The 23,522-nt window shown below is 64.3% G+C and carries 26 protein-coding genes; 16 read left to right on the forward strand and 10 right to left on the reverse strand.

The genetic code is table 11. The features are described from left to right. Nucleotides 1–35 precede the first annotated feature (35 nt). The 4 genes from OW521_RS23075 to OW521_RS23090 form a co-directional block, all read right to left on the reverse strand. Nucleotides 36–1,151, reverse strand: coding sequence for an AI-2E family transporter (locus OW521_RS23075; protein ID WP_268021776.1), 1,116 nt, complete (start codon nucleotides 1,149–1,151; stop codon nucleotides 36–38). Between the two features lie 51 nt (nucleotides 1,152–1,202). Next, a complete protein-coding gene (locus OW521_RS23080) occupies nucleotides 1,203–2,336 on the reverse strand; it encodes a glutamate--cysteine ligase (protein ID WP_268021777.1) in 1,134 nt (377 codons plus the stop codon). 307 nt (nucleotides 2,337–2,643) lie between these two features. Continuing rightward, nucleotides 2,644–3,222 (reverse strand): DUF1326 domain-containing protein, encoded by a 579-nt coding sequence (locus OW521_RS23085; protein ID WP_268021778.1) that lies wholly within the window; start codon nucleotides 3,220–3,222, stop codon nucleotides 2,644–2,646. A 111-nt stretch (nucleotides 3,223–3,333) separates the two neighbouring features. After that, nucleotides 3,334–3,558: a hypothetical protein gene (locus OW521_RS23090; RefSeq protein WP_268021779.1), complete on the reverse strand. Its 225-nt coding sequence runs from the start codon at nucleotides 3,556–3,558 to the stop codon at nucleotides 3,334–3,336. A 241-nt stretch (nucleotides 3,559–3,799) separates the two neighbouring features. Here OW521_RS23090 and OW521_RS23095 point away from each other — a divergent pair, with 241 nt between their 5' ends. From OW521_RS23095 to OW521_RS23125, 7 genes are all read left to right on the forward strand, one after another. Further along, nucleotides 3,800–4,678 carry an FAD binding domain-containing protein gene (locus tag OW521_RS23095; protein ID WP_268021780.1) on the forward strand — a complete coding sequence of 293 codons (879 nt, stop codon included), beginning with the start codon at nucleotides 3,800–3,802 and terminating at the stop codon, nucleotides 4,676–4,678. Nucleotides 4,679–4,683: 5 nt separating this feature from the next. Beyond that, a complete protein-coding gene (locus tag OW521_RS23100; RefSeq protein ID WP_268021781.1) occupies nucleotides 4,684–5,208 on the forward strand; it encodes a (2Fe-2S)-binding protein in 525 nt (174 codons plus the stop codon). Then, nucleotides 5,205–7,598: an aerobic carbon-monoxide dehydrogenase large subunit gene (locus OW521_RS23105; protein WP_268021782.1), complete on the forward strand. Its 2,394-nt coding sequence runs from the start codon at nucleotides 5,205–5,207 to the stop codon at nucleotides 7,596–7,598. The genes OW521_RS23100 and OW521_RS23105 overlap by 4 nt, the downstream gene beginning before the upstream one ends. A gap of 1 nt (nucleotide 7,599) precedes the next feature. Then, nucleotides 7,600–8,541 (forward strand): XdhC family protein, encoded by a 942-nt coding sequence (locus OW521_RS23110; RefSeq protein ID WP_268021783.1) that lies wholly within the window; start codon nucleotides 7,600–7,602, stop codon nucleotides 8,539–8,541. A 78-nt stretch (nucleotides 8,542–8,619) separates the two neighbouring features. Continuing rightward, nucleotides 8,620–9,543, forward strand: a complete 924-nt coding sequence (locus OW521_RS23115) for an AAA family ATPase (protein ID WP_268021784.1) — start codon at nucleotides 8,620–8,622, stop codon at nucleotides 9,541–9,543. Continuing rightward, nucleotides 9,536–10,777 (forward strand): vWA domain-containing protein, encoded by a 1,242-nt coding sequence (locus OW521_RS23120; protein ID WP_268021785.1) that lies wholly within the window; start codon nucleotides 9,536–9,538, stop codon nucleotides 10,775–10,777. Before OW521_RS23115 ends, OW521_RS23120 begins: the two co-directional genes overlap by 8 nt. Before the next feature lie 309 nt (nucleotides 10,778–11,086). After that, on the forward strand, nucleotides 11,087–11,341 hold the full coding sequence (locus OW521_RS23125; RefSeq protein WP_268021786.1) for a hypothetical protein: 255 nt from the start codon (nucleotides 11,087–11,089) through the stop codon (nucleotides 11,339–11,341). Nucleotides 11,342–11,408: 67 nt separating this feature from the next. Here the strand turns inward: OW521_RS23125 and OW521_RS23130 are convergent, their stop codons facing one another. The 4 genes from OW521_RS23130 to trxA all read right to left on the reverse strand — a co-directional run bounded on the left by OW521_RS23130 (nucleotide 11,409) and on the right by trxA (nucleotide 13,496). Continuing rightward, entirely contained in the window at nucleotides 11,409–12,209 is an 801-nt protein-coding gene (locus OW521_RS23130; protein WP_268021787.1) for an SDR family oxidoreductase, read from the reverse strand. 126 nt (nucleotides 12,210–12,335) lie between these two features. After that, nucleotides 12,336–12,713: a hypothetical protein gene (locus OW521_RS23135; protein WP_268021788.1), complete on the reverse strand. Its 378-nt coding sequence runs from the start codon at nucleotides 12,711–12,713 to the stop codon at nucleotides 12,336–12,338. Further along, entirely contained in the window at nucleotides 12,710–13,099 is a 390-nt protein-coding gene (locus OW521_RS23140) for a heavy metal-responsive transcriptional regulator (protein WP_268026074.1), read from the reverse strand. The genes OW521_RS23135 and OW521_RS23140 overlap by 4 nt, the downstream gene beginning before the upstream one ends. A 70-nt stretch (nucleotides 13,100–13,169) precedes the next feature. Then, nucleotides 13,170–13,496 carry a thioredoxin gene (gene trxA, locus OW521_RS23145; RefSeq protein WP_268021789.1) on the reverse strand — a complete coding sequence of 109 codons (327 nt, stop codon included), beginning with the start codon at nucleotides 13,494–13,496 and terminating at the stop codon, nucleotides 13,170–13,172. A gap of 209 nt (nucleotides 13,497–13,705) precedes the next feature. On the opposite strand from trxA, the gene OW521_RS23150 reads away from it, so the two are divergent. Further along, a complete protein-coding gene (locus OW521_RS23150; protein ID WP_268021790.1) occupies nucleotides 13,706–14,389 on the forward strand; it encodes a hypothetical protein in 684 nt (227 codons plus the stop codon). Between the two features lie 71 nt (nucleotides 14,390–14,460). On the opposite strand, the gene OW521_RS23155 is transcribed toward OW521_RS23150, so the two are convergent. Then, a complete protein-coding gene (locus OW521_RS23155) occupies nucleotides 14,461–15,492 on the reverse strand; it encodes an aldo/keto reductase (protein ID WP_268021791.1) in 1,032 nt (343 codons plus the stop codon). Nucleotides 15,493–15,500: 8 nt separating this feature from the next. Then, complete coding sequence (locus tag OW521_RS23160; protein ID WP_268021792.1) at nucleotides 15,501–16,373, reverse strand: NAD-dependent epimerase/dehydratase family protein; 873 nt, start codon at nucleotides 16,371–16,373, stop codon at nucleotides 15,501–15,503. Between the two features lie 182 nt (nucleotides 16,374–16,555). Between OW521_RS23160 and OW521_RS23165 the strand changes: the two genes are divergently transcribed. From OW521_RS23165 to OW521_RS23200, 8 genes are all read left to right on the forward strand, one after another. After that, complete coding sequence (locus OW521_RS23165) at nucleotides 16,556–16,918, forward strand: hypothetical protein (protein WP_268021793.1); 363 nt, start codon at nucleotides 16,556–16,558, stop codon at nucleotides 16,916–16,918. Nucleotides 16,919–17,069: 151 nt separating this feature from the next. After that, the gene (locus OW521_RS23170) at nucleotides 17,070–17,663 is read left to right on the forward strand and encodes a molybdopterin-dependent oxidoreductase (RefSeq protein ID WP_268026076.1); all 594 of its coding nucleotides are present in this window, start codon (nucleotides 17,070–17,072) and stop codon (nucleotides 17,661–17,663) included. A gap of 10 nt (nucleotides 17,664–17,673) precedes the next feature. Then, nucleotides 17,674–18,411, forward strand: a complete 738-nt coding sequence (locus OW521_RS23175) for an FAD-binding oxidoreductase (protein ID WP_268021794.1) — start codon at nucleotides 17,674–17,676, stop codon at nucleotides 18,409–18,411. Then, nucleotides 18,408–18,755, forward strand: coding sequence for a DUF6510 family protein (locus OW521_RS23180; RefSeq protein ID WP_268021795.1), 348 nt, complete (start codon nucleotides 18,408–18,410; stop codon nucleotides 18,753–18,755). Before OW521_RS23175 ends, OW521_RS23180 begins: the two co-directional genes overlap by 4 nt. 517 nt (nucleotides 18,756–19,272) lie before the next feature. Beyond that, nucleotides 19,273–20,193: a helix-turn-helix transcriptional regulator gene (locus tag OW521_RS23185; protein ID WP_268021796.1), complete on the forward strand. Its 921-nt coding sequence runs from the start codon at nucleotides 19,273–19,275 to the stop codon at nucleotides 20,191–20,193. A 53-nt stretch (nucleotides 20,194–20,246) separates the two neighbouring features. After that, complete coding sequence (gene mgrA, locus OW521_RS23190) at nucleotides 20,247–21,293, forward strand: L-glyceraldehyde 3-phosphate reductase (RefSeq protein WP_268021797.1); 1,047 nt, start codon at nucleotides 20,247–20,249, stop codon at nucleotides 21,291–21,293. Nucleotides 21,294–21,413: 120 nt separating this feature from the next. Further along, a complete protein-coding gene (locus OW521_RS23195) occupies nucleotides 21,414–22,343 on the forward strand; it encodes an MTAP family purine nucleoside phosphorylase (protein WP_268021798.1) in 930 nt (309 codons plus the stop codon). After that, nucleotides 22,340–23,407: an NAD-dependent epimerase/dehydratase family protein gene (locus tag OW521_RS23200; RefSeq protein ID WP_268021799.1), complete on the forward strand. Its 1,068-nt coding sequence runs from the start codon at nucleotides 22,340–22,342 to the stop codon at nucleotides 23,405–23,407. Before OW521_RS23195 ends, OW521_RS23200 begins: the two co-directional genes overlap by 4 nt. Nucleotides 23,408–23,522 lie beyond the last annotated feature (115 nt).

Below are 23,522 nucleotides of genomic sequence, written 5' to 3' on the forward strand. Positions count from 1 at the left end.
CAACCGTAGGGTCGGGCTTCGGCAGTGATCCCTGTTCAGGCCACCGTTCCATCGGTGGGGTAGATACCAGCCGAAGCCGCGTCGTCGCGCCCGGTCCACGTCCTGATAGCAGTCCAGCCAACGGCGGCGGTCGGTACGGCCAACAAGGCACCGATAATGCCTGCGAGCATCGTGCCAACGGCCAAGGCAAGCAAAATGGCCAGTCCATGAATTCTCAGGACCTTACCCATCAAAACGGGTTGAAGGAAGTGATGCTCTAGCTGGTTGGCCGCGATGAGGACGGCGAGGACGATGAGGGACGTCACCGGACCGTTCGAGATCAGAGCGACACCCACGGCGAGGGTGCCGGCCGCAGTGGAACCAACGATAGGAATGAACCCGCCGACAAACACAAAGACGCCCAGAGGTAGGGCAAGCGGAACACCGAGGATGAGCAGGATTGTCCCGATGATCACGCCGTTCACTGCTGCAATGAGAGCCGTGCCCCGGACATAGCCTCCCAGAACGGTGGCGCTTCGTTCCGAAGCCAGATGGGCCTTGCTTCGGTGACCGGCCGGGAGGAATCCGAAGAGGAAATTCCTGATCTTTTCGCCATCTTTGAGGAAGAAGAACAAGATCACCACCATAAGAACCAAGCCAGCCAGAATTTCACCGACCGTACGGGCCCCGGTGAGCGCTTCGGCACCGAAGGTGGTGCTCGCGAAGAAACGCTGGACGGAATCGATCACGGAGCGGAGTTGTTCGTCGCTGACTTTGAATGGGCCGTTGTTCAGAAATTGGTGCAGTTGGTCGATGCCAGCAGTGAATTTCACGGCAAGCTCCTTGGATTGCTCCCTAATAAGAAAAACGATTCCGGTGACGACTCCGCCGAAGACTGCAAGGATCCCCACGAACGAAGCTGAGACAGCGAGTGCCCGGGGCCACTTGCGAGCAGTCAACCAACGTACAAGAGGTGAAATTGCTGAGGCAAGAATGAGCGCGATCGTGACCGGGATAACGGCGAGGGGCACCCTGGTTAAAGCCCACAGAATCACCGATGCCAGGCTGATGACCAGGAGCATCTGCCCTGAACGGATCCCGGCGCGGCCAAGGCCGTCGGACCAGATCGCCGACGTCGTGCGTTTGTTGGGGGAATTGTTGCCCTCAGGCATTGGCTTCCTTCCTGGTTCTGGTTTAGGCAGTAAATGCCTCGCCGCGGCGCATTAGCTCGCCACGAGGGAGGCAGTGCCTGCGTCTGGCGCGATGTATGGTTCGCCGGTGTGCCGGTGATCTACGGGTTCGAGGTGGGTAACGCCTGTTGCATATGCGACGACTCCGGAGAGACTGCCGGTGCGTTCGTGGGCTTGCCGTTGCCGGGCAGCTCCCGTGCCTTGGCTAAGGATCCTTTGCAATCCCTCCTTGGCGTAGTGTGCGTCCCCGGTTTCTTCCAGAGCATCGCGGACGTGGGAGTGGAGTGCGGCGAGGACATGCCTTGCGGTGCCGGGCTTATGGGTTTTCGGGTCGAGCAGTTCTCCGCGCAGGCCGAACCGGCTCGCTCGCCACGTGGCCTGGCGCAGGACGGTGGCAGAAACCATGTCCGGCCGTTTTCCGGACTTCCATTCCCTGGCGGCAGTGTCCACCAAGGCACGCACCAACGCCGCAATCAGGACGGTATCCCGGGCATCAAGGCAAACATCGGAGACGCGGATCTCGACTGTAGGGTGCCGGGCGGACAGGCGAGCATCAAAATCCGGGCTCATGACCCCCCCGGTTCGCGACAGGTCCGACACCAAGGAATGATAAGCCGCGGCAGACCCGAATACCTCCGTGGGACCGGCGCTGGACCATCGGTTCCAGGCTTGGGTCCGGAAACTGGCGTAACCGCTGTCGGCTCCGTTCCAGAACGGGGAATTCGAGCTCAGTGCAGTCAGCGCCGGAAGCCAGGACCTGATCCGGTCCAAGACTGCGACGCCTTCCTCATCCGAATCAACGGAAACATGGACGTGATATCCGCAGGTCAGCTGCTCTCTGGCCGTCAGAGCGAACTTTTCCAGAAGTGCGTCGTAGCGCTCGGTGTTGGTTGCATGGGGAGTGACCGGCAGCGGCGACGTCGCGAGGGCGGCAACTCTCGCGCCCGCCTTCCGAGCGAGCGAATCGGCGTAAGAGCGTCCAGCACGTATTTCTGCGGCGAGTGCACTCAGGCTGCTGTGCGGAGAGCTGATGACCTCAAGTTGCTCCTGCTGAAGCTCGATCGCCAACGTCGGGCGGAAAGGAGGATTCGTTCCCTGGCGACCGGCGCTATGAATGCGCAACACGTCGCCAGCAAGAGGCACGGGGCTGCCGTTGTCAGGATCCACGATCAGAAATTCTTCTTCAACACCAAGAGTACGCACCTGCCAAGTGTGGGCCACAAAAGCCGCCGTCAGCGACCACAGGTCGCAGGGCCCCCGAAATCAAACGTTTTCTGGTCAGTTCCGAGGACGCGCCACTGCTCCTAGCCGGCCGGCGTCACGACATCCTCCAGCATTGACCTGTCGAAGAATCGGATCTCGCCGGTTGCCTGGAAAAACACTGGAACGACCTATGTGTTCGCGTCCTTCGAGGTTTCGAAGATCTCCGGCGCTGCCGTGTTTTCGCGCTATGGTTCCAATCAACTCAGGGCCCTTAGGCCGACCAGGCAAAGGGGGCCGAGAAGGAGTTCTTCCCGGCGTTATCCCAAGTCATCCCGAACACGTCGACGCGGCCAATGCTCGACGTGCCGGCTGCCAGAGTGTCCGCCGGGAATCCGACCCCGCTGATCTTCACTCCCAGTCCTGTGTGATCCAGGGGAGACACGAAGTCCTCGACCGCCATGTCGACGGCGCTGCCAATGCGGACCTGGTGCATACGTCCATCGTCAGCGTAGGCCATTTCCACGGACTCCATGCCCGCCATTTCGCCGATCAATGGGGCGAGGCCCTCCATCGGTCCGCCGAGCTGGCCACCGAAGACTGCACCGAGCGCTTCGGCCTGCTCAGTTGAGGCGGCAGCATCCATGAGGACTCCGAGCTTCCACCCCCCATCACCCATCAGTGCGGGTGTATCGGCGACGACGCAGACGGTGAGGCCTCCGACGTCGACGCCGTTTACGTCACCGGATTCCACGTGGAAGGCCAACGCCACGTTGCAGCGTTCGTTGTCGGCAGGTGCGGTCAGCCCGGAAGTGGAGCACGGGGCAGACCATGTCGCAGTTGCAATTCTCAAAATACGTACCCTCGACATGCCACGGCATTTTGGGGCTCCTTTCGGCGAGGCAACCCCCAAAAGAAAGTCTCCTCGTGGCCTTGAGGCGAGTCAACGCCAGGCGCTGACCCGCTAACCGGCAGGCGTCACCACGTCTTCCAACATTGACCTGTCGAAGAATCGGATCTCGCCCGTTGCCTGGAAGAACACTGGAACTACTGACGTGTTCGCGTCCTTCGAGGTTTCGTAGATCTCCGGCGCACCCCCGTGTTTCCGCGCAATGGTTCCAACCAAGTCGGTACCGCGTACCCGGACGGTTCGATATTTGTAGCTCATCTGGACCCTTTCGTCAGCCAAGGCAAACCCTACTCCTGAGGGCCGCGGCCGGGAGCGGATCCGTGCGTCGCTGCCCCAAGGCATCAACAATCCACGATCCCTCTGGAGCCCCAAATGCGGCCGGATGCAGCCCTCCCTCGCCAATCGACGTGGCTATGATCTTTCCCTCTTGACGATGTTGACACTCACATTGGCGGGGATAAGACTGATCATAGATCCGCGTCCTACGACCTGCAGGACGTCTGGCCCTAAGGGGTGGACAATGCAGATTCCGGCTCCATTTGATTATGAGCGCGCGAGCGACGTCGCAAACGCGCTGGCACTCCTTGAACGCCATGGTCCGGAGTCTCGAGTCATTGCCGGGGGACACAGCCTGCTGCCGATGATGAAGCTGCGGCTGGCCCGGCCGGAGTGGCTGATCGACATCAATGACCTAGCGGAACTGGAATTCATCCGCCGGGAAGGTGACCAGTTGCGAGTGGGCGCATTAACCCGGCACACAGCGCTCCTCGAGTCCACCGATGTCGCCGAACTCTTTCCGATAATTCGCGACGCCGAGCACGTGATCGCGGACCCCGTGGTCCGCAACCGTGGCACGATCGGCGGCTCGCTCTGCCAAGCGGATCCAGCCGAAGACCTGTCCACGGTGTGCGATGTCCTGCGTGCCGAGACCGTGGTCCGAGGGCCCGGCGGCGAACGGATCGTCTCCATGTCGGATTTCCACCGCGGTCCCTACGAAACCGCCGTGGCCCAGAACGAACTGTTGTGCGAAATCCGCTTCATGATCCGCCCGCGCTCGGGCAGCGCCTATGAAAAGGTGGAACGCCGGGTGGGTGACTGGGCGGTCGTCGCGGCCGGGGCCGCCGTCGGGCTCTCCGAAGACGGCACAGTCGAAGAGGCCGCAATCGGGCTGACGGCGGTTGGACTGGACGGCACTGTCCCCGAGGCGGAAGCCGTACTTCGCGGACGGCAGCCGCATGAAGACCTGTTCATCGAGGCCGCCCGCATCGCAGCCGCCGCCTGCCACCCGGTCGACGACCAGCGCGGACCGGTCGATTACAAACGGCATCTGGCGGACGAACTCACCCGCAGGGTCCTGCGGCGTGCGTGTGCGCGCGCTGCCGGTGCACAGGAAGGCTGAACGCCATGCAGATCAGCATGACGGTCAACGGGGACGAAGTCACCCGGGACATCGAACCCCGAGTGTTGTTGGTCCACTTCATCCGCGAGAACCTCGGACTCACGGGCACGCACTGGGGATGCGACACCAGCAACTGCGGAACCTGCGTCGTCCTGATGGACGGTCAGCCGGTGAAATCGTGCACCGTGCTGGCAGCCATGGCCGCCGGACACGACATCCGGACAGTCGAGGGACTGGCGGTCGGCGGGACGCTCGATCCGGTGCAGCAGGGGTTCATGGAAGAACACGGACTGCAATGCGGATTCTGCACTCCGGGAATGATGCTCACCGCCAGGGCCCTGTTGGACCGCAACCAGCATCCCGACGACGCCGAGATCCGCCAAGCCATTTCCGGCCAGATTTGCCGGTGCACCGGTTACGCGACCATTGTCCGTTCGGTGCAATGGGCCGCCGCCCACCCGCTCGGTGCGGACGCTGAGACGGACGACGGCGGCGCCGGCGGGACCATCGCAGAAGAGGTGACGGCATGACCACCACCCAGGAGCATGCACCCAACCCGGCGGCGGGAGACCCCGGCCGCCCGATCGGGTTCGGCCGCCTCCAGCGCAAGGAAGACCCACGGTTCGTCCGCGGCAAGGGCAATTACATCGACGACATCGTGCTGGCCGGCATGCTGCATGGCGCCATCCTGCGCGCACCCGTCGCGCATGCCCGGCTGGTTTCAATAGATACCACGGAGGCGTTGGCCCATCCCAAGGTACTCGCCGTCATTACGGGGAAAGACCTGCAGGCCCTCAACCTCGCCTGGGCGCCCACCCTGTCGGCGGACGTCCAGGCAGTCCTCGTCACGGACAAGGTCCGCTTCCAGGGCCAAGAGGTCGCTTTCGTCGTCGCGGAGGACCGCTATGCCGCCCGGGACGCCCTGGAGCTGATCGACGTCGAATACGAGATGTTGCCGCCTGTGATTGATGCCCGCCGCGCCCTCGACCCCGGCGCGCCGGTCATCCGTGACGATATCGAAGGGCGGACAGACAACCGGATCTTCGATTGGGAGATCGGTGATGCAGCCGAAACCGAGGCAGTGTTCGCCACTGCCGACGTCGTGGTCTCCCAAGAGGTTGTGTACCCGCGTGTGCACCCGGCGCCCATGGAAACCTGCGGTGCCGTGGCGGACTTCGATCCGGTAGACGGCAGGCTGACCCTCTACGAAACAACGCAAGCCCCGCATGCCCACAGGACCCTGTACGCCATAGTCGCCGGAATCCCGGAACACAAGATCCGCATCGTCTCCCCCGATATCGGCGGAGGCTTTGGCAACAAGGTGGGTATCTATCCCGGTTACGTCCTGGCCGTCGTCGGTTCGATCGTGACCGGCAAGCCGGTGAAATGGGTGGAGGATCGCTCGGAAAACCTGATGTCGACGTCGTTCGCACGCGACTACATCATGCAGGGCGAAATCGCGGCCACCAAGGACGGCAAGATCCTCGCCGTCCGCACCAACGTTCTGGCCGACCACGGCGCGTTCAATGCAACCGCGCAGCCCACCAAGACCCCCGCGGGATTCTTCTCCATCTTCACCGGGAGCTACGACCTGAAAGCGGCCTACTGCAAGGTCACCGGCGTCTACACCAACAAAGCGCCCGGCGGGGTGGCTTACGCGTGTTCCTTCCGCGTGACAGAGGCGGTCTACCTGGTCGAGCGCATGGTGGACATCCTGGCCCGGAAACTGGGGATGGATCCGGCAGAGCTTCGGCTGAAGAATTTCATCAAGCCGGAACAGTTCCCCTACGCGAACAAGACCGGCTGGGTCTACGATTCGGGCAACTACGAGCCCGCCATGCGGCTGTCCATGCAAATGGCCGGGTACGAGGATCTCCGGCGCGAGCAGGCCGAAAAGCGGGAGCGCGGCGAACTGATGGGCATCGGCGTCTCCTTCTTCACCGAGACCGTCGGCGCCGGGCCGCGCAAGCACTTCGACATCGTCGGGCTCGGCATGGCCGACGGCGCCGAACTCCGCGTCCATCCCACCGGCAAGGCCGTCGTCAGGATCTCAGTGCAGAGCCAGGGTCAGGGCCACGAAACCACGTTCGCCCAGATCGTGGCCGAGGAACTCGGCATCCCACCCGAGAGCATCGACGTCGTCCACGGCGACACCGACCAAACGCCCTTCGGCTTGGGCACATACGGCAGCCGGTCGACCCCGGTCAGCGGCGGCGCAGTGGCGCTTGTGGCGCGCAAGGTCCGGGACAAGGCGAAGTTCATTGCCGCCGCGATGCTCGAGGCCCGGCCCGAGGACCTCGAGTGGGAAAAGGGCCGCTGGTTCGTCAAGGGCGATCCGAGCGTCGGCAAGACAATCGCCGAGATCGCCTTCGGCGCCCACGGCACTGTTGCCCTGCCAGAAGGTATCGACGGCAACCTCGACGCGGAAGTAACCTATGACCCGCCCAACCTGACGTTTCCGTTTGGTGCCTATATCTGCGTTGTAGACGTCGACGCCGGGACCGGACAGGTCAAGGTCCGGCGCTTCATCGCGGTGGACGATTGCGGGACCCGGATCAACCCGATGATCATCGAGGGCCAGGTCCACGGCGGGCTGACCGACGGCGTCGGGATGGCGCTCATGGAAATCATCGCCTTCGACGAGGAGGGCAACTGCCTCAGCGGCTCCTTCATGGACTACCTCATCCCCACGGCGATGGAAGTCCCGGACTGGGAGACCGGCTTCACCGTCACGCCATCGCCGCACCACCCCATCGGCGCCAAAGGTATCGGCGAGTCGGCCACTGTCGGGTCCCCGCCGGCCATCGTCAACGCCATCGTCGATGCTTTGGCTCCGTATGGCGTGACGCACATGGACATGCCTTGCACCCCGGCCCGGGTCTGGGAGGCCATGCAGGGCCGAGCCAGGCCACCGGTGTGACATGCCCCTGCACGGAGAAGCCTTGGCGGCGAGGGCGCAGGAACTTGTACAACGCCGGGAACCGTTTGTGCGTGCCACGGTAGTGCGAGCCCAGCACCCCACCAGTGCCCATGCCGGCGACACGGCCCTGGTGCTCGCGAACGGCGAAATTGACGGATTCCTTGGGGGCACCTGCGTCGAGGCCTCCGTACGCGAATACGGCCTGCAGACGCTGTCCAGGCACGAACCGCTGCTATTGCGCGTCGTCCCAGGCGAGCCGTCCCGCATCCACGAGGAAGGCGCCGTGGAGGTCGCAAACCCCTGCCTCAGCGGTGGAGCGGTGGAGATCTTCCTCGAGCCGCAGATGCCCGCTCCCCGGGTGGTCGTGGTCGGCGCAACCCCCGTGGCACAAGCCCTGGGCGCCCTGGGTGCGATCCTCGACCTGGACATGGAGCTCACGAACGGAACAGCGGCAGAACCGCGGGCCGATGACGCCGCCCTCATCGTCGCGTCGCAGGGCCGGGACGAGGAGTCCTCATTGGAGGCCGCGCTCCGGATTGGGGTGCCATACGTCGCCCTTGTCGCCAGCCGCACCCGCGGCGCGGCCGTCCTGGCCTCACTCGACGTCGACGACGGCCAGCGCGCGCGTGTGCACAGCCCGGCCGGGCTGCTGCTGGGAGGCCGAACACCCGCCGAGATTGCGCTGTCGATACTGGCAGAGCTGGTGTCCGTGCGTCACCTTGGCGCGGCTGCAGAGAGTGCGACGCCGGAGACTGCGACGGCGGGCGCGGTGCCGGCGGATCCCGTACCAGCAACCGCCGTGGACCCTGTCTGCGGCATGAGCGTCGCTGCCGTGGAGTCTACGCTGCACGCCGAATACGACGGGGCGACGTACTACTTCTGTTCTGCCGGATGCAGAAGAGCCTTCCTCGCCGATCCGGAGCGCTATGCCACTGCGCCTTGAGCTCCCGACTCCCGGAATCATTCCGGCGATCGGAGGGTCCGGCACTGCGCGGGGCGCCGACACCTTGGAACGTGCCCGATGACCGGGCCTGCGCGGGCGGGGGCGGAAGACGATGTGCGGCGTCTGGTCCCCGACGTCGCTGCGCTCATGTCCACGCTGGACGACGGCGACTACCTGGCCGACGTCGGGCTGGCCACCGCACTGTTCTTGTCCGTCCGGCTACCGCAGCCCATCCTTCTGGAGGGCGAGGCCGGCGTCGGGAAAACCGAAGCGGCGAAGGCGCTCGCCAAGGTGCTGGACACTCCCCTGTATCGCTTGCAGTGCTACGAAGGCATCGACGCAGGTGAGGCACTCTACGAGTGGAACCATCAACGCCAGCTTCTGGGCATCCGGTTGGCCGAGGTCCGGGACGTCCACATGGAAGAGGCCGACCTTTTCGGGGAACAGTACCTGCTGCGCCGCCCGCTCCTCAAGGCGATCGAGCATCCCGGCCCTCGTCCGGCCGTCCTGCTGCTGGACGAGATCGACCGGGCCGACGCAGAGTTTGAGGCCTTCACTTTCGAACTGCTGGCCGAGGCCGCCGTGACGATTCCCGAACTGGGCACTATCCGCGCCACGCACCCGCCCGTCGTCGTCCTGACATCCAATCGGACCAGGGATCTGCACGACGCATTGACACGGCGCTGCCTCTACCACTGGATCGACTACCCCCAGCCCGAGCGCATCGCCGCGATCGTTCGCCGCAAGGTGCCTGGGAGCGCCGAGCCTCTCGCCCTTGATGCCGCATCCGCCATCACCAGGCTGCGGTCCCTGGACATGGCCAAACCCCCCGGCATCGCGGAGGCAATCGACTGGGTTTCCGCGCTGACGGTGCTCGGCGTGGAACGATTGGATCCAGCAGCGGTGAAACAGACCTGGGGCTCGGTCCTGAAGAATCGCGACGATCTGGATACTGCGTGGTCCCGGGGCCCGGCTTGGGTGGCCGGAGCCGGCCATGACTGAGTACGCGCTCAAGGATGGCCGGGCCGCCGTCGATGCTGCAGCCCTGGCGGTCGGGTTCAGCACGGCCCTGCGGCGGGCGGGGCTGCCTGGCTCGCCCGACCGGGCGGCTTGGCTAGCGCGGGCACTCAGGATTGTGCCCCCGGTTGCCCGGGATCCGCTGTACTGGACTTGCCGGGTGGTACTTGTGTCCTCGCGGGAACAGCTGCCGGTATTCGACTCCGTCTTTTCGGCCGCATTCGACGGGATGCTGAATCCTGCTGATACCCGCGGAGATGCGAACAGTCCCCGGGCGATCGGCGCGGAGGAACGAACCCGGGAGGCACCAGCGGGGCGACGCCCGGCCAATACGGAGGGTCGGGTCCCAGCGTCGCGGGCACCCATCGCCTCCCCCGACGCAGGCAAGGCCGACGAACCCAACGCACCGGAGCGAGAGGCAATCCTGGCCATGGCCTCGGCCGACGAGCACCTGCATGAGAAGTCCTTCGCCGAGCTCACCCCGGACGAAGCAGCCCAAGTACGGCAACTGGTGCGGCGCATCGTGCTGTCCACCCCGGAGCGCCGAAGCCGTCGGACCCGCCAATGGGCGCACGGCGGCGCCAAACTGGACTTACGGCGGACCATCCGTTCGGCTCGGCGCACCGGTGCCGACACAAGCTGCCTTGTCTATGCCCGCCGTCGCGCGCGTCCGCGCCGCTTGGTGTTCCTGTGCGACGTTTCCGGCTCCATGGAACCGTACACCCAGGTATTCCTCGCCCTGCTGCAAGGGGCAGTGGCCGGGGCCCAGGCCGAGGCATTCGTGTTTTCCACCCGGCTGACCAGACTGACGCGCCAGCTTTCGAGTCGGAACGCAGACAAAGCCCTGGCCCTCGGAGCCGCTGCCGCCCCGGATTGGGCGGGCGGCACAAGGCTGGCGGACAGTCTGCGAGCATTCATCGATGGCCATGGCCGCCGCGGACTGGCCAGGGGCGCCGTCATTGTCGTGCTTTCCGACGGCTGGGCCCAGGACGCGCCGGAGCTAGTGGACGCACAGATGGCGCGGCTAAGGCGCCTGGCCTACCGGATCGTCTGGGTCAATCCGAGGAAAGCCAGCGTGAACTATCAACCCCTAGCGGGCGGCATGGCCGCAGCACTGCCCTACTGTGACGCTTTCATCAGCGGACACAACTACACCGCTCTGGCCGAGGCGGCAACCGCCATTCGCGCAGACCGGCCACGTCCGGCGAGTTCGGCATGATTCAATGCGAAGGCCGCCCGTCATCGACCCCGGCGTTTTGCCGGCTGGGCGTAACACCCAGAGCGGCCCGGTCGACTTTTTCAAACTTCGTCTTGCGCGCGGGCCGCTGATCATTCAGACTAACTACAGATCCGCAGGAAATACTTCCGCCGATCCAGTCTGCCGGACATAACGGCCAGCCACCGCCCCATCACAGAATGCCGGGCGACCCCTCTCGAACCACCGCTTTCCGCCTCCCCGGATACGCCGGGCCCGGGAAGCCCTCCCCCATTGAGAGCCTGGCACACCCCCGCCGAGAAAGAGACCACGATGATCAAACGCCACTCGGACGTCGTCCTGGAAATCACAGCCCACGACCCGGACACGATCGAAAACGACCTGAACACCGCCGTCGAAATCGCCCGCATGCACGCCATGCAGAACCACAGCCACGGCATCCTTGTTACCCAACACGGATACACCAACTACACGGTCGCCATCAGCCATGACGTTCCCTACGGGCAGACATACGAACGGCGCGAATTGCCGGGGAGCTCGCGGATGGAATCAGGGCAAGCCTGCTGAGCCCTCGTCCTCCGACGCGGATCGGAGTTGGCCGACAGTTCCGCCTGCGCACGGCGTGAACAGGGCATCACCCCCTCGGGTCACCGGGCACGCGCTCGGAGAGGAACTCCTCCCAAGTCCTCAGCCCAACGGCCCTGTCCACGGACAGGTTGGCGCCCTCTCGGATGGCCTTGGCCGCCCTTCCAGGCATCGGCACGGGAAGGAGGATGCGTCGCTCACCGGCCGCGGCGAGATACGACCGGATGAGGTCACCCATCGGGTAAGAGACCGGCCCCGCAAGATCGGGCACCAGGCCTGCGGGCTCGCCGAGAGCGAGCTCGACGAGCCGGTCCGCGACCTCACCGGCGTCGACGGGTTGGAACCTGAAGCCTCTAGGCACTGGGATGACCGGGAGCTTGGCCATGGCCCGCGCCGTCAGCATCGTCAGTTCGAAGAACTGGGTGGCCCGGAGGGTGCTGAACGGGATTCCGGAGCCGGCTACGACCAGTTCGGCGTCCCGCTTGGACGCGAAGTAGCCGAAAGCCGCGCGGTCGAAGCCGCTCACGATCGGGATCGTGTCCGCCCCCACTACAGAAATGAACACAAGGTGCGCCACACCCGCGAGGGACGCTGCGGCGACGAGGCGGCGGGCCTTCTCGCCGTCGCCCTTCTGCGCGCCCGCGCAATGCACCACAGTGCGGACACCTTCCATCGCGGCCTCGACTCCGTCGCCGGTGTCAAGGTCACATCTCGCGAACTCGATGACCTGCCCGGGCGCAGGGGCGTGACGGCCCGCCACGCGCACGGCGTTGCCCGTGTCCACTAGGCGCGAGGACACGAGCCGCCCGAGCGTGCCGGTTCCGCCTGTCACCAAAATTGTCGAGTTCATGGCCGTTCTCCTCTTCCGGACCGGTTGTCTGCCCTTTGTCGGTGGGCTCATTTGCCATCATGGCATCCGGGACCCAAATCCTTCGGTTGCTAGGACAACACATCAGCATTCCGCGCAAGCCACGCCTCAGGAGCAAGTTCTAAGGAAGCTGGTGGCACCAGGTCGTGCATGGAAAGTCACGGTATGACCCCTGTCGTCATGGAAGACCGCACTTTGGCCCTCCACGGCGATAGTGCCCGACTGGTAGGGGTTGCCCCAGCCTGCAGGCGGGTTGCCGTGACCGTCGTCGAGCGGCTGGTCGGCGACGAAGAAGGAACCCTCCACCTGCGCTTCGTAAATGCCACAGTGCGTGAAGAGGGAGAAAGGGACAGCCAGGGGAGCGGTTGTGGTCGCACTTGCCGGTCCGTTGCTTTGCGGGGTTGCCGGGGCCGCACATCCACTCAGCATCGCCGTCGCGACAACCGCGGCAGCGACGGCTCGAACGTATCGTGCTGCGGCGTTCACAGGTAGCTGCAGATCCGGCCGGCGTCGCACGCATCGGGGTCCGCGGCAGCCGCGACGGCATGGTACTCCGCGACGGTCGCGCGCAGTGCGACGAGTTCGGCGATCTGCGCGTCGAGGCCGGCCAGCTGACCGGCAAGAAGGTCCCTCACATGGGTGCAGGGAGAGCGGCCTGCGTCGCGCAGGATCAGGATTTCGCGGATCTGTGTCAGGGCCAGCCCTGCGGCGCGACCTCGTCGAATGAAGTCGAGCCTGTTGATGGTCTCGCGTGTGTAATGGCGGTATCCGTTGGCGGTGCGCTCCGCGACTGGCAGCAGCCCGAACTCTTCATAGAATCTCAGGGCCTTACTCGTCATGCCCGCAGCTTGGGCGGCTTCACCGATTCGCACCATGCACCCCGTCCTCCTACCCTCTCGCCCTTCCACTGTAGGGGAAGGGGTTCACGCGGTGTAGTACGGGTTAGCGAAGGTAATCAGCGAATTCCACTTCGAAGTACTGCTTCGCCCCGGCGCCGATCACGGAGATTCTTCGTTCGCCGTCCTTGAACAGGAATACCGACGGAACCGAATTAACCCCGAAGGCCCCTGCAGTTTCGGGATTTTCGTCGACATTGACTTTGACGACGTCGATTTTGTCGGCGTATTCGACCGCGAGCTGTTCCAAGACCGGCGAAAGTCTTGCGCAGGGTCCAGACCAGTCCGCCCAGAATTCCACGACAACAGGTTTGGTTGACTTCAGCACATCGGCGTGGAAAGACGCGTCAGTTACATCTTTGGCCCGTTTCATGATCTCCCCCTTTTTCGCCTGCACCCTCGACCTTTGCACCTTCCCCTAAGGGAAAAGTCAAGGGGCAGTCAATAGGCGGCCGGACTGGCAACTTGGGCGAAAAGCCATCAAGCTAGAACAGGGGTAACCAGGGAGCGAAACGCACTCCCTCCGCACAGGAAGGCCCCGCAATTCCTAGACCAAGCCGGCCACCCAGGCCTTGGATCCGCATGTACCTCAAGGCCAGCAATACCGGCCGGGCAGGCGCCAAAGACCTCGGCGGGCTCAAGCCCGTCGAGCCGGTCGCCTGGCAGGAGGGAGTGCCCCTCCTCGGCGAAGATCAGGTTTATGTGATGAAGAACGGGCAGGAGTACCACCCGGCGTGGTGCCACATTGTGTCCGACAAATGGAGTTGCGCACCGAGAGGGCTGCGCGTGACCCTTTTGGTCGACGTCGGGAAGCGGACCAGGTGCCAGGAATGCGAGCGATTGTTGAGCACAGTAGCGGAATCCATTACGAAGAATGACGAAACACACCCGGGGTCTATGCGCCAGACTAACCCGGTAATCCCGCTGCGAGTGGTTGGGGTCTCCCATGGAATCCTCTTCTTGGCGGCGGGACCGAAATACCAGGAACTCCTCAAGCAGACCGCGGTGGAGCCGGCGACCCCATTGATCGTTGACGGCCGGCGCCACGGCATGCTCCTGCGAGTGGACGCCTCCCGCGACGAACCGCTCCTGGTTCTCCAGATGGACCCCCGTGCGACGTTCCGGAACGGCGCTTATCAGGCGCGGCTGCGTCGCCCACTGCAGCGGTCCGCGACCAAACCCTATGCCGTGGACTCCGTTGAACCGGCGCCGAGGGCCAAGCACGCGGCCCGGCACCCGGCGGTCACGGACGATATGGGAAGTTGAGCCGATACCGGCCGAAGCCGCCGACTCCAACCCAGAAGATGCCGGGCGCGGCTGAGGCCCGGCACCCGGCGTTACCGGCCGCCCTCGATCTTCCGGCTGCGTTGGTTCTGGGCCATCGGGCCGTACGGATACACGCCGACGCGCGGTTGGCTGGCCTGGGTGAGCCGCCCGGTTTCCTCGGGGCTGAGTTCCAGGTCCGCAGCGGCAAGGTTGTCCGCCAGCTGTTCCGTTGTGCGAGCACCGAGGATCACGGAGGTCACGGCAGGCCGGTCCACCAACCATGCCAAGGCTACCTGGGAGGCACTGACACCATGATCCGCGGCGACCTTTTCCACCGTTCCGATGATGTCCCACGTGCGCGGGTCCTCGTTCCGGGCCTGCCATGCCTCCATGCCGCGTTCCGGGTTCTCGCCCAGGCGGGTGGCGCCGACGGGCGGTTCGTCGCGCTTGTACTTGCCGGAGAGCCAACCGCCACCCAATGGCGACCATGGCAGCAGCCCGACGCCGGCATCCAGGGAAGCCGGAACGATCTCCGATTCGATCTCACGGACCAGCAGGCTGTACTGCGGCTGCAGGGTCACCGGTGCGCTCCAGCCAAGGGCCTTGGCCACGTGGACGGCCTTGGTCAATTGCCACCCCAGGAAGTTGGAGAAGCCGTAGTAGGCGATCTTGCCACTGCTGACGGAGTCGTGCAGGAAACGCAGCGTCTCCTCCAAAGGCGTAATGGGGTCCCACGCGTGCATTTGGTAGAGGTCTATCTGCTCCACGCCCAGGCGGCGCAGCGAGTCGTCCAACGCCCGCGTGAGGTGGCGTCGGGAGGTGCCGACGTCGTTCGGCGCCGTCCCCATGGGGAAGCGGCCCTTGGTGGCCAGCACCACTTGGTCCCGCGCATCGGGCCGTTCGGCGAGCCAGCGGCCGATGATTTCCTCCGATACCCCGGCGCTGTAAACGTCGGCGGTGTCGATGAAGTTGCCGCCGGCTGCGACGTAGCTGTCCAGGATGTCGCGGGACGTTTCCTCGGTGGCCTCGGCCCCGAAGGTCATGGTTCCCAGCGCGTAGTTCGAAACCACGGCGCCGCTGTTGCCCAAAGTGCGATACTGCATGATGTTCCTCAGTCCTCGGTGGGGGTAGTGCGGTTGGGATGGTAGGTCCGCCAGGTATGCTCGGGCGCGAACCCCAGTAACCGCCTTGCCTTGTCGATGGAGAGCATGGTCTCGTGCTCCCCCAGTTCCTTGATCACCTTCACATTCGGGAACACCTCTGCGGCCAAGCTGGCGCTGGATCGGCTCATGACCGTATCCGCGTTGGCGATGATGAACGCTTCGAACCCCGGCTTGCCGTTCTCGAGTGCCCGGGCCACAGCCTGCGCGCCGTCCCGGCCATCGATGTAACCCCACAGGTTCCACTTGCGCAGCATGGCGTCCGAGCCGAAGGAGGGAAACCGTTCGTAGTCTTCCACGTCCATGACGTTGGAAAACCGCAGCGCCACAATGCTTAGCTCAGGGTCCCAACGCGTGAGTTCGATAGCCATCTGTTCCTCAAGATGCTTCACCAACGAATACGTGCTCTCCGGCCGGGCCGGATATTCCTCATCCACCGGAATATAGGGAGGGTCGACGTCGAACGGCAGGCCCAGCACCGTCTCACTCGAGGCGTAGACAACCTTCTTGATGCCGGCCCGGCGGGCCGCTTGGAACACGTTGTAGGTGGAGAGCATGTTGTTCTCAAACGTGGCGGCATCCGGGACGATGCCGGGTGCGGGAATGGCACCCAGATGCACCACGGCGTCGAAGCCACTGTGCCGGTCATCCAGCCCCAAGAACACATCCAACACCTGACCGTAGTCGCGCAAGTCCACGATCGCCAGGCCGGGGTTTCTCGCACCTGCACGGTCCAGGTTCAACACCTGGTGCCCGTCCTCCGTGAGCCGGCGCACCACGTGTCGGCCCAGCTTTCCGCTTCCTCCGGTCACTGCAATTCTCATCGTTACTCCCTCGGTATAGCTCGATGGTCCCGACCGGACGCCTGGTCAAGCCTCGTTGGGCAATACCATTGGCGTGCTTGATCCGTGCCGGCGGTGTCGAATCCACAGTAGGGTCTGACCCAGCCCTCGCGCGTGGCCCTCTCAGTCCTAGGACGGCCAGACCCCTTCCCCATGTGAACTGCATGCCCCGCCCCGGGAAGCACGCCCGGGCTGGCAACCCCGACCTCGAAGTGGCGGCCGTCCAGGCGTACCCTGCATTCATGGACAACACCTTCGAGATTGAACTGGTGAATGACAACGAGTACGCAGTGCGTTCGAAGGCAGAAGGGCAGACAGTGGAGTCACTTTTCCGAACCGATCCCGATTATCTTGAACGCATAGGGCTGTCCAAGGCCGACGGGAAGCGGGTCGTGGAGGAGACTGTTCGCTTCCTCGCCGAGCATCAACCCGTGATCGATTTCCCGCCGATGATCGATCTTGAAGACATCGCCGCTGCATACGAGGATTACCCGCAGCAACTCCGGAGTCGCCTCGAAATGGATTAACCCATTACGAGGTTGGCTGGTCGGGAGACGCTAGAGGGTCTTCCTCCCGAAGCTGCTCGCCGCGGTAAGGATCTAGACCCTGCACCCGCGATTGCCCTATCGTTGGGGAACCGAGGACAGTCGGCCCGGCGCTCCGCATCGGAGGTACATGATGGGCATCATCTCGTCTAAATTCCACGGCAGACGGCAGAGCGGCAACCCAGCATTGCCGCCTGGCCAATACCAGACCGAGAGCTTTCCAGTCCTTACGGCCGGCCCTGCGCCCCGAATCCCCACCGCTGACTGGGAATTCTTCATCACCACCGAGGCAGGTCAGCGCCATGCGTGGTCTTGGGATGCATTCATGGCCTTGCCCCAGACAGACATCCATACGGACATTCATTGCGTGACCAGTTGGTCCAGGCTGGGCACCTCGTGGCGAGGAGTGTCCCTGGATACTTTATTTGAGAACGTGGAAACCAGCTGCGAGTTCACGACGGCCCACTCCTACGGCGGATACACGACCAACGTCCCGCTCCCGGATCTCCTTGGTGGCCGAGCATGGGTAGCCTGGGAATTCGACGGTGCGCCACTTGAACGCGCGCACGGCGGACCTGCCCGCCTCATCGTGCCCCATCTCTACTTTTGGAAGAGCGCAAAATGGATCAACGGCATCGAGCTGACGCGGGGTGATGATCCTGGTTTCTGGGAATCCAACGGCTACCACATCCACGGCGACCCGTGGCGGGAGGAGCGTTACTCATGAGGATCGCCAGGTGAGTACGTTGTGGCGCGTGGCCGACGTCGTCAGCAGCATGCCCGAAACGGAGACCGCCAGAACCATAGGGCTGCGCGTGAACGGCCTGAACGGCAACCTCGCCGGACAGCACATCGACATCCGCCTCACTGCAGACGACGGCTACACGGCCGTGCGCTCATACTCCGTGGCCAGGGCAGGCATGGACGAAACCCTGGAGATCACCGTTGACGAGTTGGCCAACGGAGAAGTCTCCCCCTATCTGGTCAGAGACCTGGTGGTTGGGGACCAGTTGGAAATCCGGGGGCCGGTGGGTGGCTGGTTCGTCTGGAAACCGACTGACACAAACTCTATTCAGCTGATTGCTGGAGGATCCGGCATCGTGCCACTCATGTCCATGATCCGCGCACACCATGCATCAGAAAATCCGGCGCAGTTCCGGCTGCTCTATTCGCTCAAATCGCCCGAAGCGGGCTTCTACCGGGAGGAGCTCGGTACCCTCGGCCAAGAATCCTCCAAGCTCACCGTCGACTACATCTTCACGCGCAAGACGCCACCGGGTTGGCCGACTGCTGCGCAACGGCTCACGGCAGAAACCTTGCTGGCCAACATCTTGCCACCCGACCCCACCCCGGACATCTTCATCTGCGGCCAGACCGTATTTGTGGAAACGGTTGCGGAATGGCTCGTACAGGCGGGATATCCGACCGCTTCCATCAAGACCGAACGCTTCGGCGGAACGGGAGGAACCCGGTGAGTGCCAACAACGGCTCCGATTCTCCAGGCGCCAAGGAACCGAGCTTCGACGATCTGGACATCGCTGGAATCGAAGGCAATTCAATACCCCATCTGGATGGAAACGCGGTGGCGGGACAGCTGTGGGAGCTGTTTCGCTTCGATATCGTCGCCGCGATCGGACGGTGCAGGCACTGCGGTGCTGTCCGCGTTTTCGGGGAGACGATGGTGTACGTTGACGCGCCCGGGATCGTTGTCCGCTGCGCTTCCTGCGAGGGCGTGCTGCTGCGCCTCGTAGAGACCCCCACTCAGTACTGGCTCGACGTGAGCGGACTCAGCCATCTGCAGATCGACCGCGAGGGCTAGGTACTCTTCAGGAACCTGGATGTCTCATGCGCGCTGTGGGTGGCCGCTGTCTTCTTGATTGAGTGTCTGGCTCCCCCTGTAGTTGGCAAAGCGAGGTTCGACGGCCCAGGCCGCCTGGTGTAGAACACGGGCCAGCAACGCCCGAAGGCGGACCAGCCGCCTGTGGGTACGTCCGGCGGGCCGTGGAGCGATAACCGGGGCATTCGGCAATGCGCTGAGTGCTTCGTGGTTGATGGACTTGATGACTGCGCAAGCCATCATGAGCGAAAAATCCATGGTTCTCTTCTGTCGTTTGGTTTTAGTCCGCGCCGAAACGGGCCCCAGGCATCCTTCGGGCAGCGGTGAGCGGGGATTCGGAGCGACTCATCCTAGAGCCGGTTCCGTCGAGTCCTTGCAAACGACGTTATGCGGCGAGGGGCATAATGTCAGCAGCTGTGACGCTCCCTGGTTTTCCTAGGACTGAGCGACCTACCTTGCCTAATGGAAAGCCCGAATCCGGCGGTGCAGAATTGAAGGCATGGGTCAGAGTGCAGAGTTCGGAAAATTCCTGAAGGCGATGCGGTCACGGTTGACCCCGGAGCAAGCCGGGATCAGCGCCGGTCCCGGTGCGCGCCGGGTCCCGGGGCTGCGCCGTGAAGAGATCGCCCGGCTGGCTGATGTGAGCACGGACTACTACACAAGGTTGGAGCAGGGCCGCAACATCCACCCCTCCCGATCGGTGCTTGACTCTGTGGCGCGTGCACTGAACCTTGATCCGGGCGAGCATGCGCACATGATGGACCTTTTGCAGAATTGTGCGATGTCCCAGCGTCCGCCCGTTTCCGGGCAGCGAGTGCGGCCCGGCCTGCACCAGCTTCTCGACGCGGTGGGCAACGTGCCTGCCCTTATCCTCGGTCGACGCACTGATGTTCTTGCCGGAAACCGTCTTGCCATCCTCCTGCTTGCCGATTTCCCCACAATGCCCGCAACGGAACGGAACCTGACCCGGTGGATCCTCCTCGATCCGTTCGCACAATCGCTTTTCCGGGATTGGAAGACCGTAGCAGCTGATGCGGTGGGATCCCTTCGCGTGGACATCGGGCGTCACCCCAACGACGTGCAGGCAAGTCAACTCGTCGGCGAACTCGCGGTATCCAGCGAGCACTTCCGCAAGTGGTGGGCAGGGCACCGGGTGGCAAAAGCATCGGCGGGGATTGTGCGGCTCCACCATCCCGTAGTCGGGGACTTGGAACTCAATGTTGAAGACCTGGTACTGCCCGACGATCCGGATCAGATGCTAAGGGTGTATTCCGCCCCGCCAGGGTCGTCGTCGGCGGATTCACTCGCGCTGCTTGGCAGCTTCGGCGCCGGAACCGGCACCCCTGAGGCTGCACAAGCATCCGAAGAAAGGGACGGGTCCGACGCCACAGGGACCCCTGGTTCCCGAACCTCCCCCTGAACAGACGCAAGAACATAACCGTTTCAGATATCTATCCAAGGGAAACTACATTGATGAACTACGCCCCCACGCAGGACCGTTATGATTCCATGCCATACCGAAGGGTCGGGCGAAGCGGTCTGAAACTTCCGGCGGTCTCACTGGGCCTCTGGCACAACTTCGGCGACGACAAGCCTTTTGAGGCACAACGGGCCATCCTTCGCCGCGCTTTCGACCTCGGCGTCACGCATTTCGACCTAGCCAACAACTACGGTCCGCCCGGCGGCAGTGCCGAAACCAATTTTGGCCGGCACCTGAGGGAGGACTTCAAGCCGTACCGCGACGAGCTGGTCATCTCCACCAAAGCCGGATACCGCATGTGGCCCGGCCCGTATGGGGAATGGGGCTCCAGGAAATACCTGCTCTCGAGCCTGGACCAGTCTCTTGAACGCATGGGCCTGGACTATGTGGACATCTTCTACAGCCACCGCCCGGACCCGAATACGCCGCTCGAGGAAACCATGGGAGCGCTCGACACCGCGGTCCGCTCGGGCAGGGCGCTATACGCCGGCATTTCCTCCTATTCCCCGGACAAGACGCTCGAGGCGGCTGCCATCCTCCAGGACCTTGGCACACCATTGCTTATCCACCAGCCCTCGTACTCGATGCTCAACCGCTGGACCGAACAGGGCGAGCCCAACTTGTTCCAAGCCCTTGAGCGGGTGGGCGCAGGCGCCATCGCGTTCTCGCCCCTTGCGCAAGGTTTGCTGACCACCCGGTACCTGAACGGCGTCCCGGAGGACTCCCGCGCCGCCGCAGGCAAGTCGCTGGTGGACACCCAACTCTCCCAAGAGAACCTGACCCGGATCCGCGGGCTCAATGAGATCGCGGCACAGCGCGGGCAGTCCCTCGCCCAGATGGCCATAGCCTGGGTGCTGCGCCCACAGAAGAAGGGCATCCCGGTCACATCTGCCCTGGTCGGTGCCAGCAGCGTCCGGCAACTGGAAGACAATTTGGCGGCAGTTTCGGGCCCGAGCTTCACCGACGATGAGCTCGAGAAGATTGACGAATTCGCCGTCGAGTCCGATATCAACCTTTGGGCGGGGGCCCTGCAGGCCTAAACTGTGGCGGGTTGCAGAACCGCTCGCACCTGGGGCGCTCCGTAGGTAGGCGGGCCCCCGTTCTGGACTTGTAAGGATTCCACCCGCGACGGCCAGGGCAAGCATTGGCATGATGGGGGCATGTCATTGACCTTGGAACGCCACGCCCGGATCGGAATCATTGGCGGCACGGGCCTCTACAAGCTGCCCGGAGCGGTCGTGCTCGACACGCTCGATCTCGCGACGCCGTTCGGGCCGCCTTCAAGCCCCGTCACCGTCGCCCGGCTGGCAGCGCCGGATGGACCTGGCGGCGCGGACGGCCCAGTGGTCGCGTTTTTGAGCCGGCACGGGCGCGTGCACAGCATTGCCCCCCAGCAGATCAACTACCGGGCCAACCTCTGGGCGTTCAAGAGCCTAGGCGTGGAGGCTGTCATCTCCTCCGCGGCTGTGGGCGGACTGGCTTCCAGCCACGGAACCGGCATGTTTGCCGTGCCGGACCAGGTTCTGGACAGGACCTGGGGCCGCTCGGACACCTTCTACGATGGCTCGCTGCCCACCGGAGTGCAGCATCTGCCCGCCGCCGAGCCCTACAGCGCTCCGCTGCGCGCGGCACTCATCTCCGCCCTGGAGCGACAGGGGGAAGACTTCGCTGAGGCGGCCACTGTAGCCACCATCAACGGTCCGCGCTTCTCCACCAAGGCCGAGTCCGCGGTCTTGGTCCAGGCAGGTGCGCACCTCATTAGCATGACCCAATACCCGGAGCCCGTGCTCGCGGCAGAGTTGAACATGCACTTCGCCGCGCTGGCATTCATTACGGATGCCGACACCGGGCACGACGGCTCCGAACCCGTGACGGCAGAGCTGGTGCTGGGCCGGCTGGCGGCGGCGCAGCCCCGGATCCTGTCCGTGTTGTCCGACGCGGTGCGGATCGTTTGGGCGGGGCTGGCCAACGCTGAGCCGGCGGACGACGGCGGAAACTGGCGGATGGCGCTCATGCCGGACGCGGCGGTCGCTGCCGTGATGGGCGACGCCGGCCCTCTCCGCCCCGGCGCGGAAGGGACAGGGCCGTGAGAATTCTGGTCACAGGAGGAGCCGGTTTCATAGGTAGCCATGTTGTCGATGCCGCGGTGGCCCGCGGCTGGGAGGTCCGAATCCTTGACTCACTGGATCCGGCGGTGCACCCGGATCCACCACAAGGACTTCCCGGCGTTCCCCTGCTGGTGGGCGACGTCGGAGACCCGGCCGCGGTGGCAGCGGCGCTCGCGGGGGTCGACGTCGTCGTCCATCAGAGCGCCAAAGTCGGCCTCGGCGTGGACTTCTCCGACGCCCCGGACTACATCCGCAACAATGACCTGGCCACGGCCGTGCTCCTGGCAGGCATGGCCGCGGCCGGCATCGACAAGCTGGTACTGGCTTCCTCCATGGTGGTCTACGGAGAAGGCGCCTACACGGACTCAGCCGGCAAGCCCGTGCGCCCGCGGCCGCGCCTGGTGGAAGACCTCGTACACGGAATCTTTGATCCCCGGGACCCTGCGACCGGGGAGCTCCTACTGCCGACACTGGTCACCGAAGACGCGGCCCTCGATCCGCGGAACGTCTATGCCGCCTCCAAATTGGCCCAGGAAAACCTGGCGTCCGCCTGGGCGCGCTCAACCGGAGGCACTGCGATCGCTCTTCGGTACCACAACGTCTACGGCCCTCGGATGCCCAAAAACACCCCCTACGCGGGCGTGGCCAGCCTGTTCCGTTCTGCACTGGCCCGCGGAGAGGCGGTGAAGGTGTTCGAGGACGGCGGCCAGCGCCGCAGCTTTGTCCACGTCGCGGACGTGGCGGAAGCAAATCTGTGCTCGATTGATGCATTGGCGAGCGGCAGGGCCGTGGCGCCAGGCAGCTTCAGGGCGTACAACATCGGTGCAGCGGAGGTCCACACCGTTGGACAGGTCGCGGCGGTCCTGAGCTCTGTTGGTGGAGGGCCGGACCCTGTGGTCACGGGCGAATTCCGGCTAGGCGACGTCCGGCATATCACCGCCAGCTCGGCTCGCGCGCGAGCCGAGCTGGGCTGGATCCCCGAGCACGGTTTTGAGGACGGCATGCACGAGTTCGCCACGGCCCCGCTGCGCGGAGAACCTAGCTAGACAGCCAGCTCCGGCTCAGCGTCAGTTGAGGTTCGGACGCGACGCCGTCGGCCTGTTCGGTGGCTGCCCGAGGGCAAACGTCCCGGTTCCGTAAGGATTTCCGCCTGTCGCGCCG

Origin of the sequence: Arthrobacter sp. MMS18-M83 (assembly GCF_026683955.1) — a bacterium.
Taxonomy (GTDB): domain Bacteria; phylum Actinomycetota; class Actinomycetes; order Actinomycetales; family Micrococcaceae; genus Arthrobacter.

Excerpts from the sequence above, each read along its gene's own strand:
- OW521_RS23170 (WP_268026076.1), top strand. The coding sequence starts at position 17,070 with ATGGGCATCATCTCGTCTAAATTCCACGGCAGACGGCAGAGCGGCAAC.
- OW521_RS23125 (WP_268021786.1), top strand. The coding sequence starts at position 11,087 with ATGATCAAACGCCACTCGGACGTCGTCCTGGAAATCACAGCCCACGAC.
- OW521_RS23110 (WP_268021783.1), top strand. The coding sequence starts at position 7,600 with ATGCCCCTGCACGGAGAAGCCTTGGCGGCGAGGGCGCAGGAACTTGTA.
- OW521_RS23150 (WP_268021790.1), top strand. The coding sequence starts at position 13,706 with ATGTACCTCAAGGCCAGCAATACCGGCCGGGCAGGCGCCAAAGACCTC.
- OW521_RS23195 (WP_268021798.1), top strand. The coding sequence starts at position 21,414 with ATGTCATTGACCTTGGAACGCCACGCCCGGATCGGAATCATTGGCGGC.
- OW521_RS23160 (WP_268021792.1), bottom strand. The coding sequence starts at position 16,373 with ATGAGAATTGCAGTGACCGGAGGAAGCGGAAAGCTGGGCCGACACGTG.
- trxA (WP_268021789.1), bottom strand. The coding sequence starts at position 13,496 with ATGAAACGGGCCAAAGATGTAACTGACGCGTCTTTCCACGCCGATGTG.
- OW521_RS23155 (WP_268021791.1), bottom strand. The coding sequence starts at position 15,492 with ATGCAGTATCGCACTTTGGGCAACAGCGGCGCCGTGGTTTCGAACTAC.
- OW521_RS23185 (WP_268021796.1), top strand. The coding sequence starts at position 19,273 with ATGGGTCAGAGTGCAGAGTTCGGAAAATTCCTGAAGGCGATGCGGTCA.
- OW521_RS23120 (WP_268021785.1), top strand. The coding sequence starts at position 9,536 with ATGACTGAGTACGCGCTCAAGGATGGCCGGGCCGCCGTCGATGCTGCA.
- OW521_RS23115 (WP_268021784.1), top strand. The coding sequence starts at position 8,620 with ATGACCGGGCCTGCGCGGGCGGGGGCGGAAGACGATGTGCGGCGTCTG.
- OW521_RS23075 (WP_268021776.1), bottom strand. The coding sequence starts at position 1,151 with ATGCCTGAGGGCAACAATTCCCCCAACAAACGCACGACGTCGGCGATC.
- OW521_RS23130 (WP_268021787.1), bottom strand. The coding sequence starts at position 12,209 with ATGAACTCGACAATTTTGGTGACAGGCGGAACCGGCACGCTCGGGCGG.
- OW521_RS23165 (WP_268021793.1), top strand. The coding sequence starts at position 16,556 with ATGCCCCGCCCCGGGAAGCACGCCCGGGCTGGCAACCCCGACCTCGAA.
- OW521_RS23105 (WP_268021782.1), top strand. The coding sequence starts at position 5,205 with ATGACCACCACCCAGGAGCATGCACCCAACCCGGCGGCGGGAGACCCC.
- mgrA (WP_268021797.1), top strand. The coding sequence starts at position 20,247 with ATGAACTACGCCCCCACGCAGGACCGTTATGATTCCATGCCATACCGA.
- OW521_RS23100 (WP_268021781.1), top strand. The coding sequence starts at position 4,684 with ATGCAGATCAGCATGACGGTCAACGGGGACGAAGTCACCCGGGACATC.
- OW521_RS23095 (WP_268021780.1), top strand. The coding sequence starts at position 3,800 with ATGCAGATTCCGGCTCCATTTGATTATGAGCGCGCGAGCGACGTCGCA.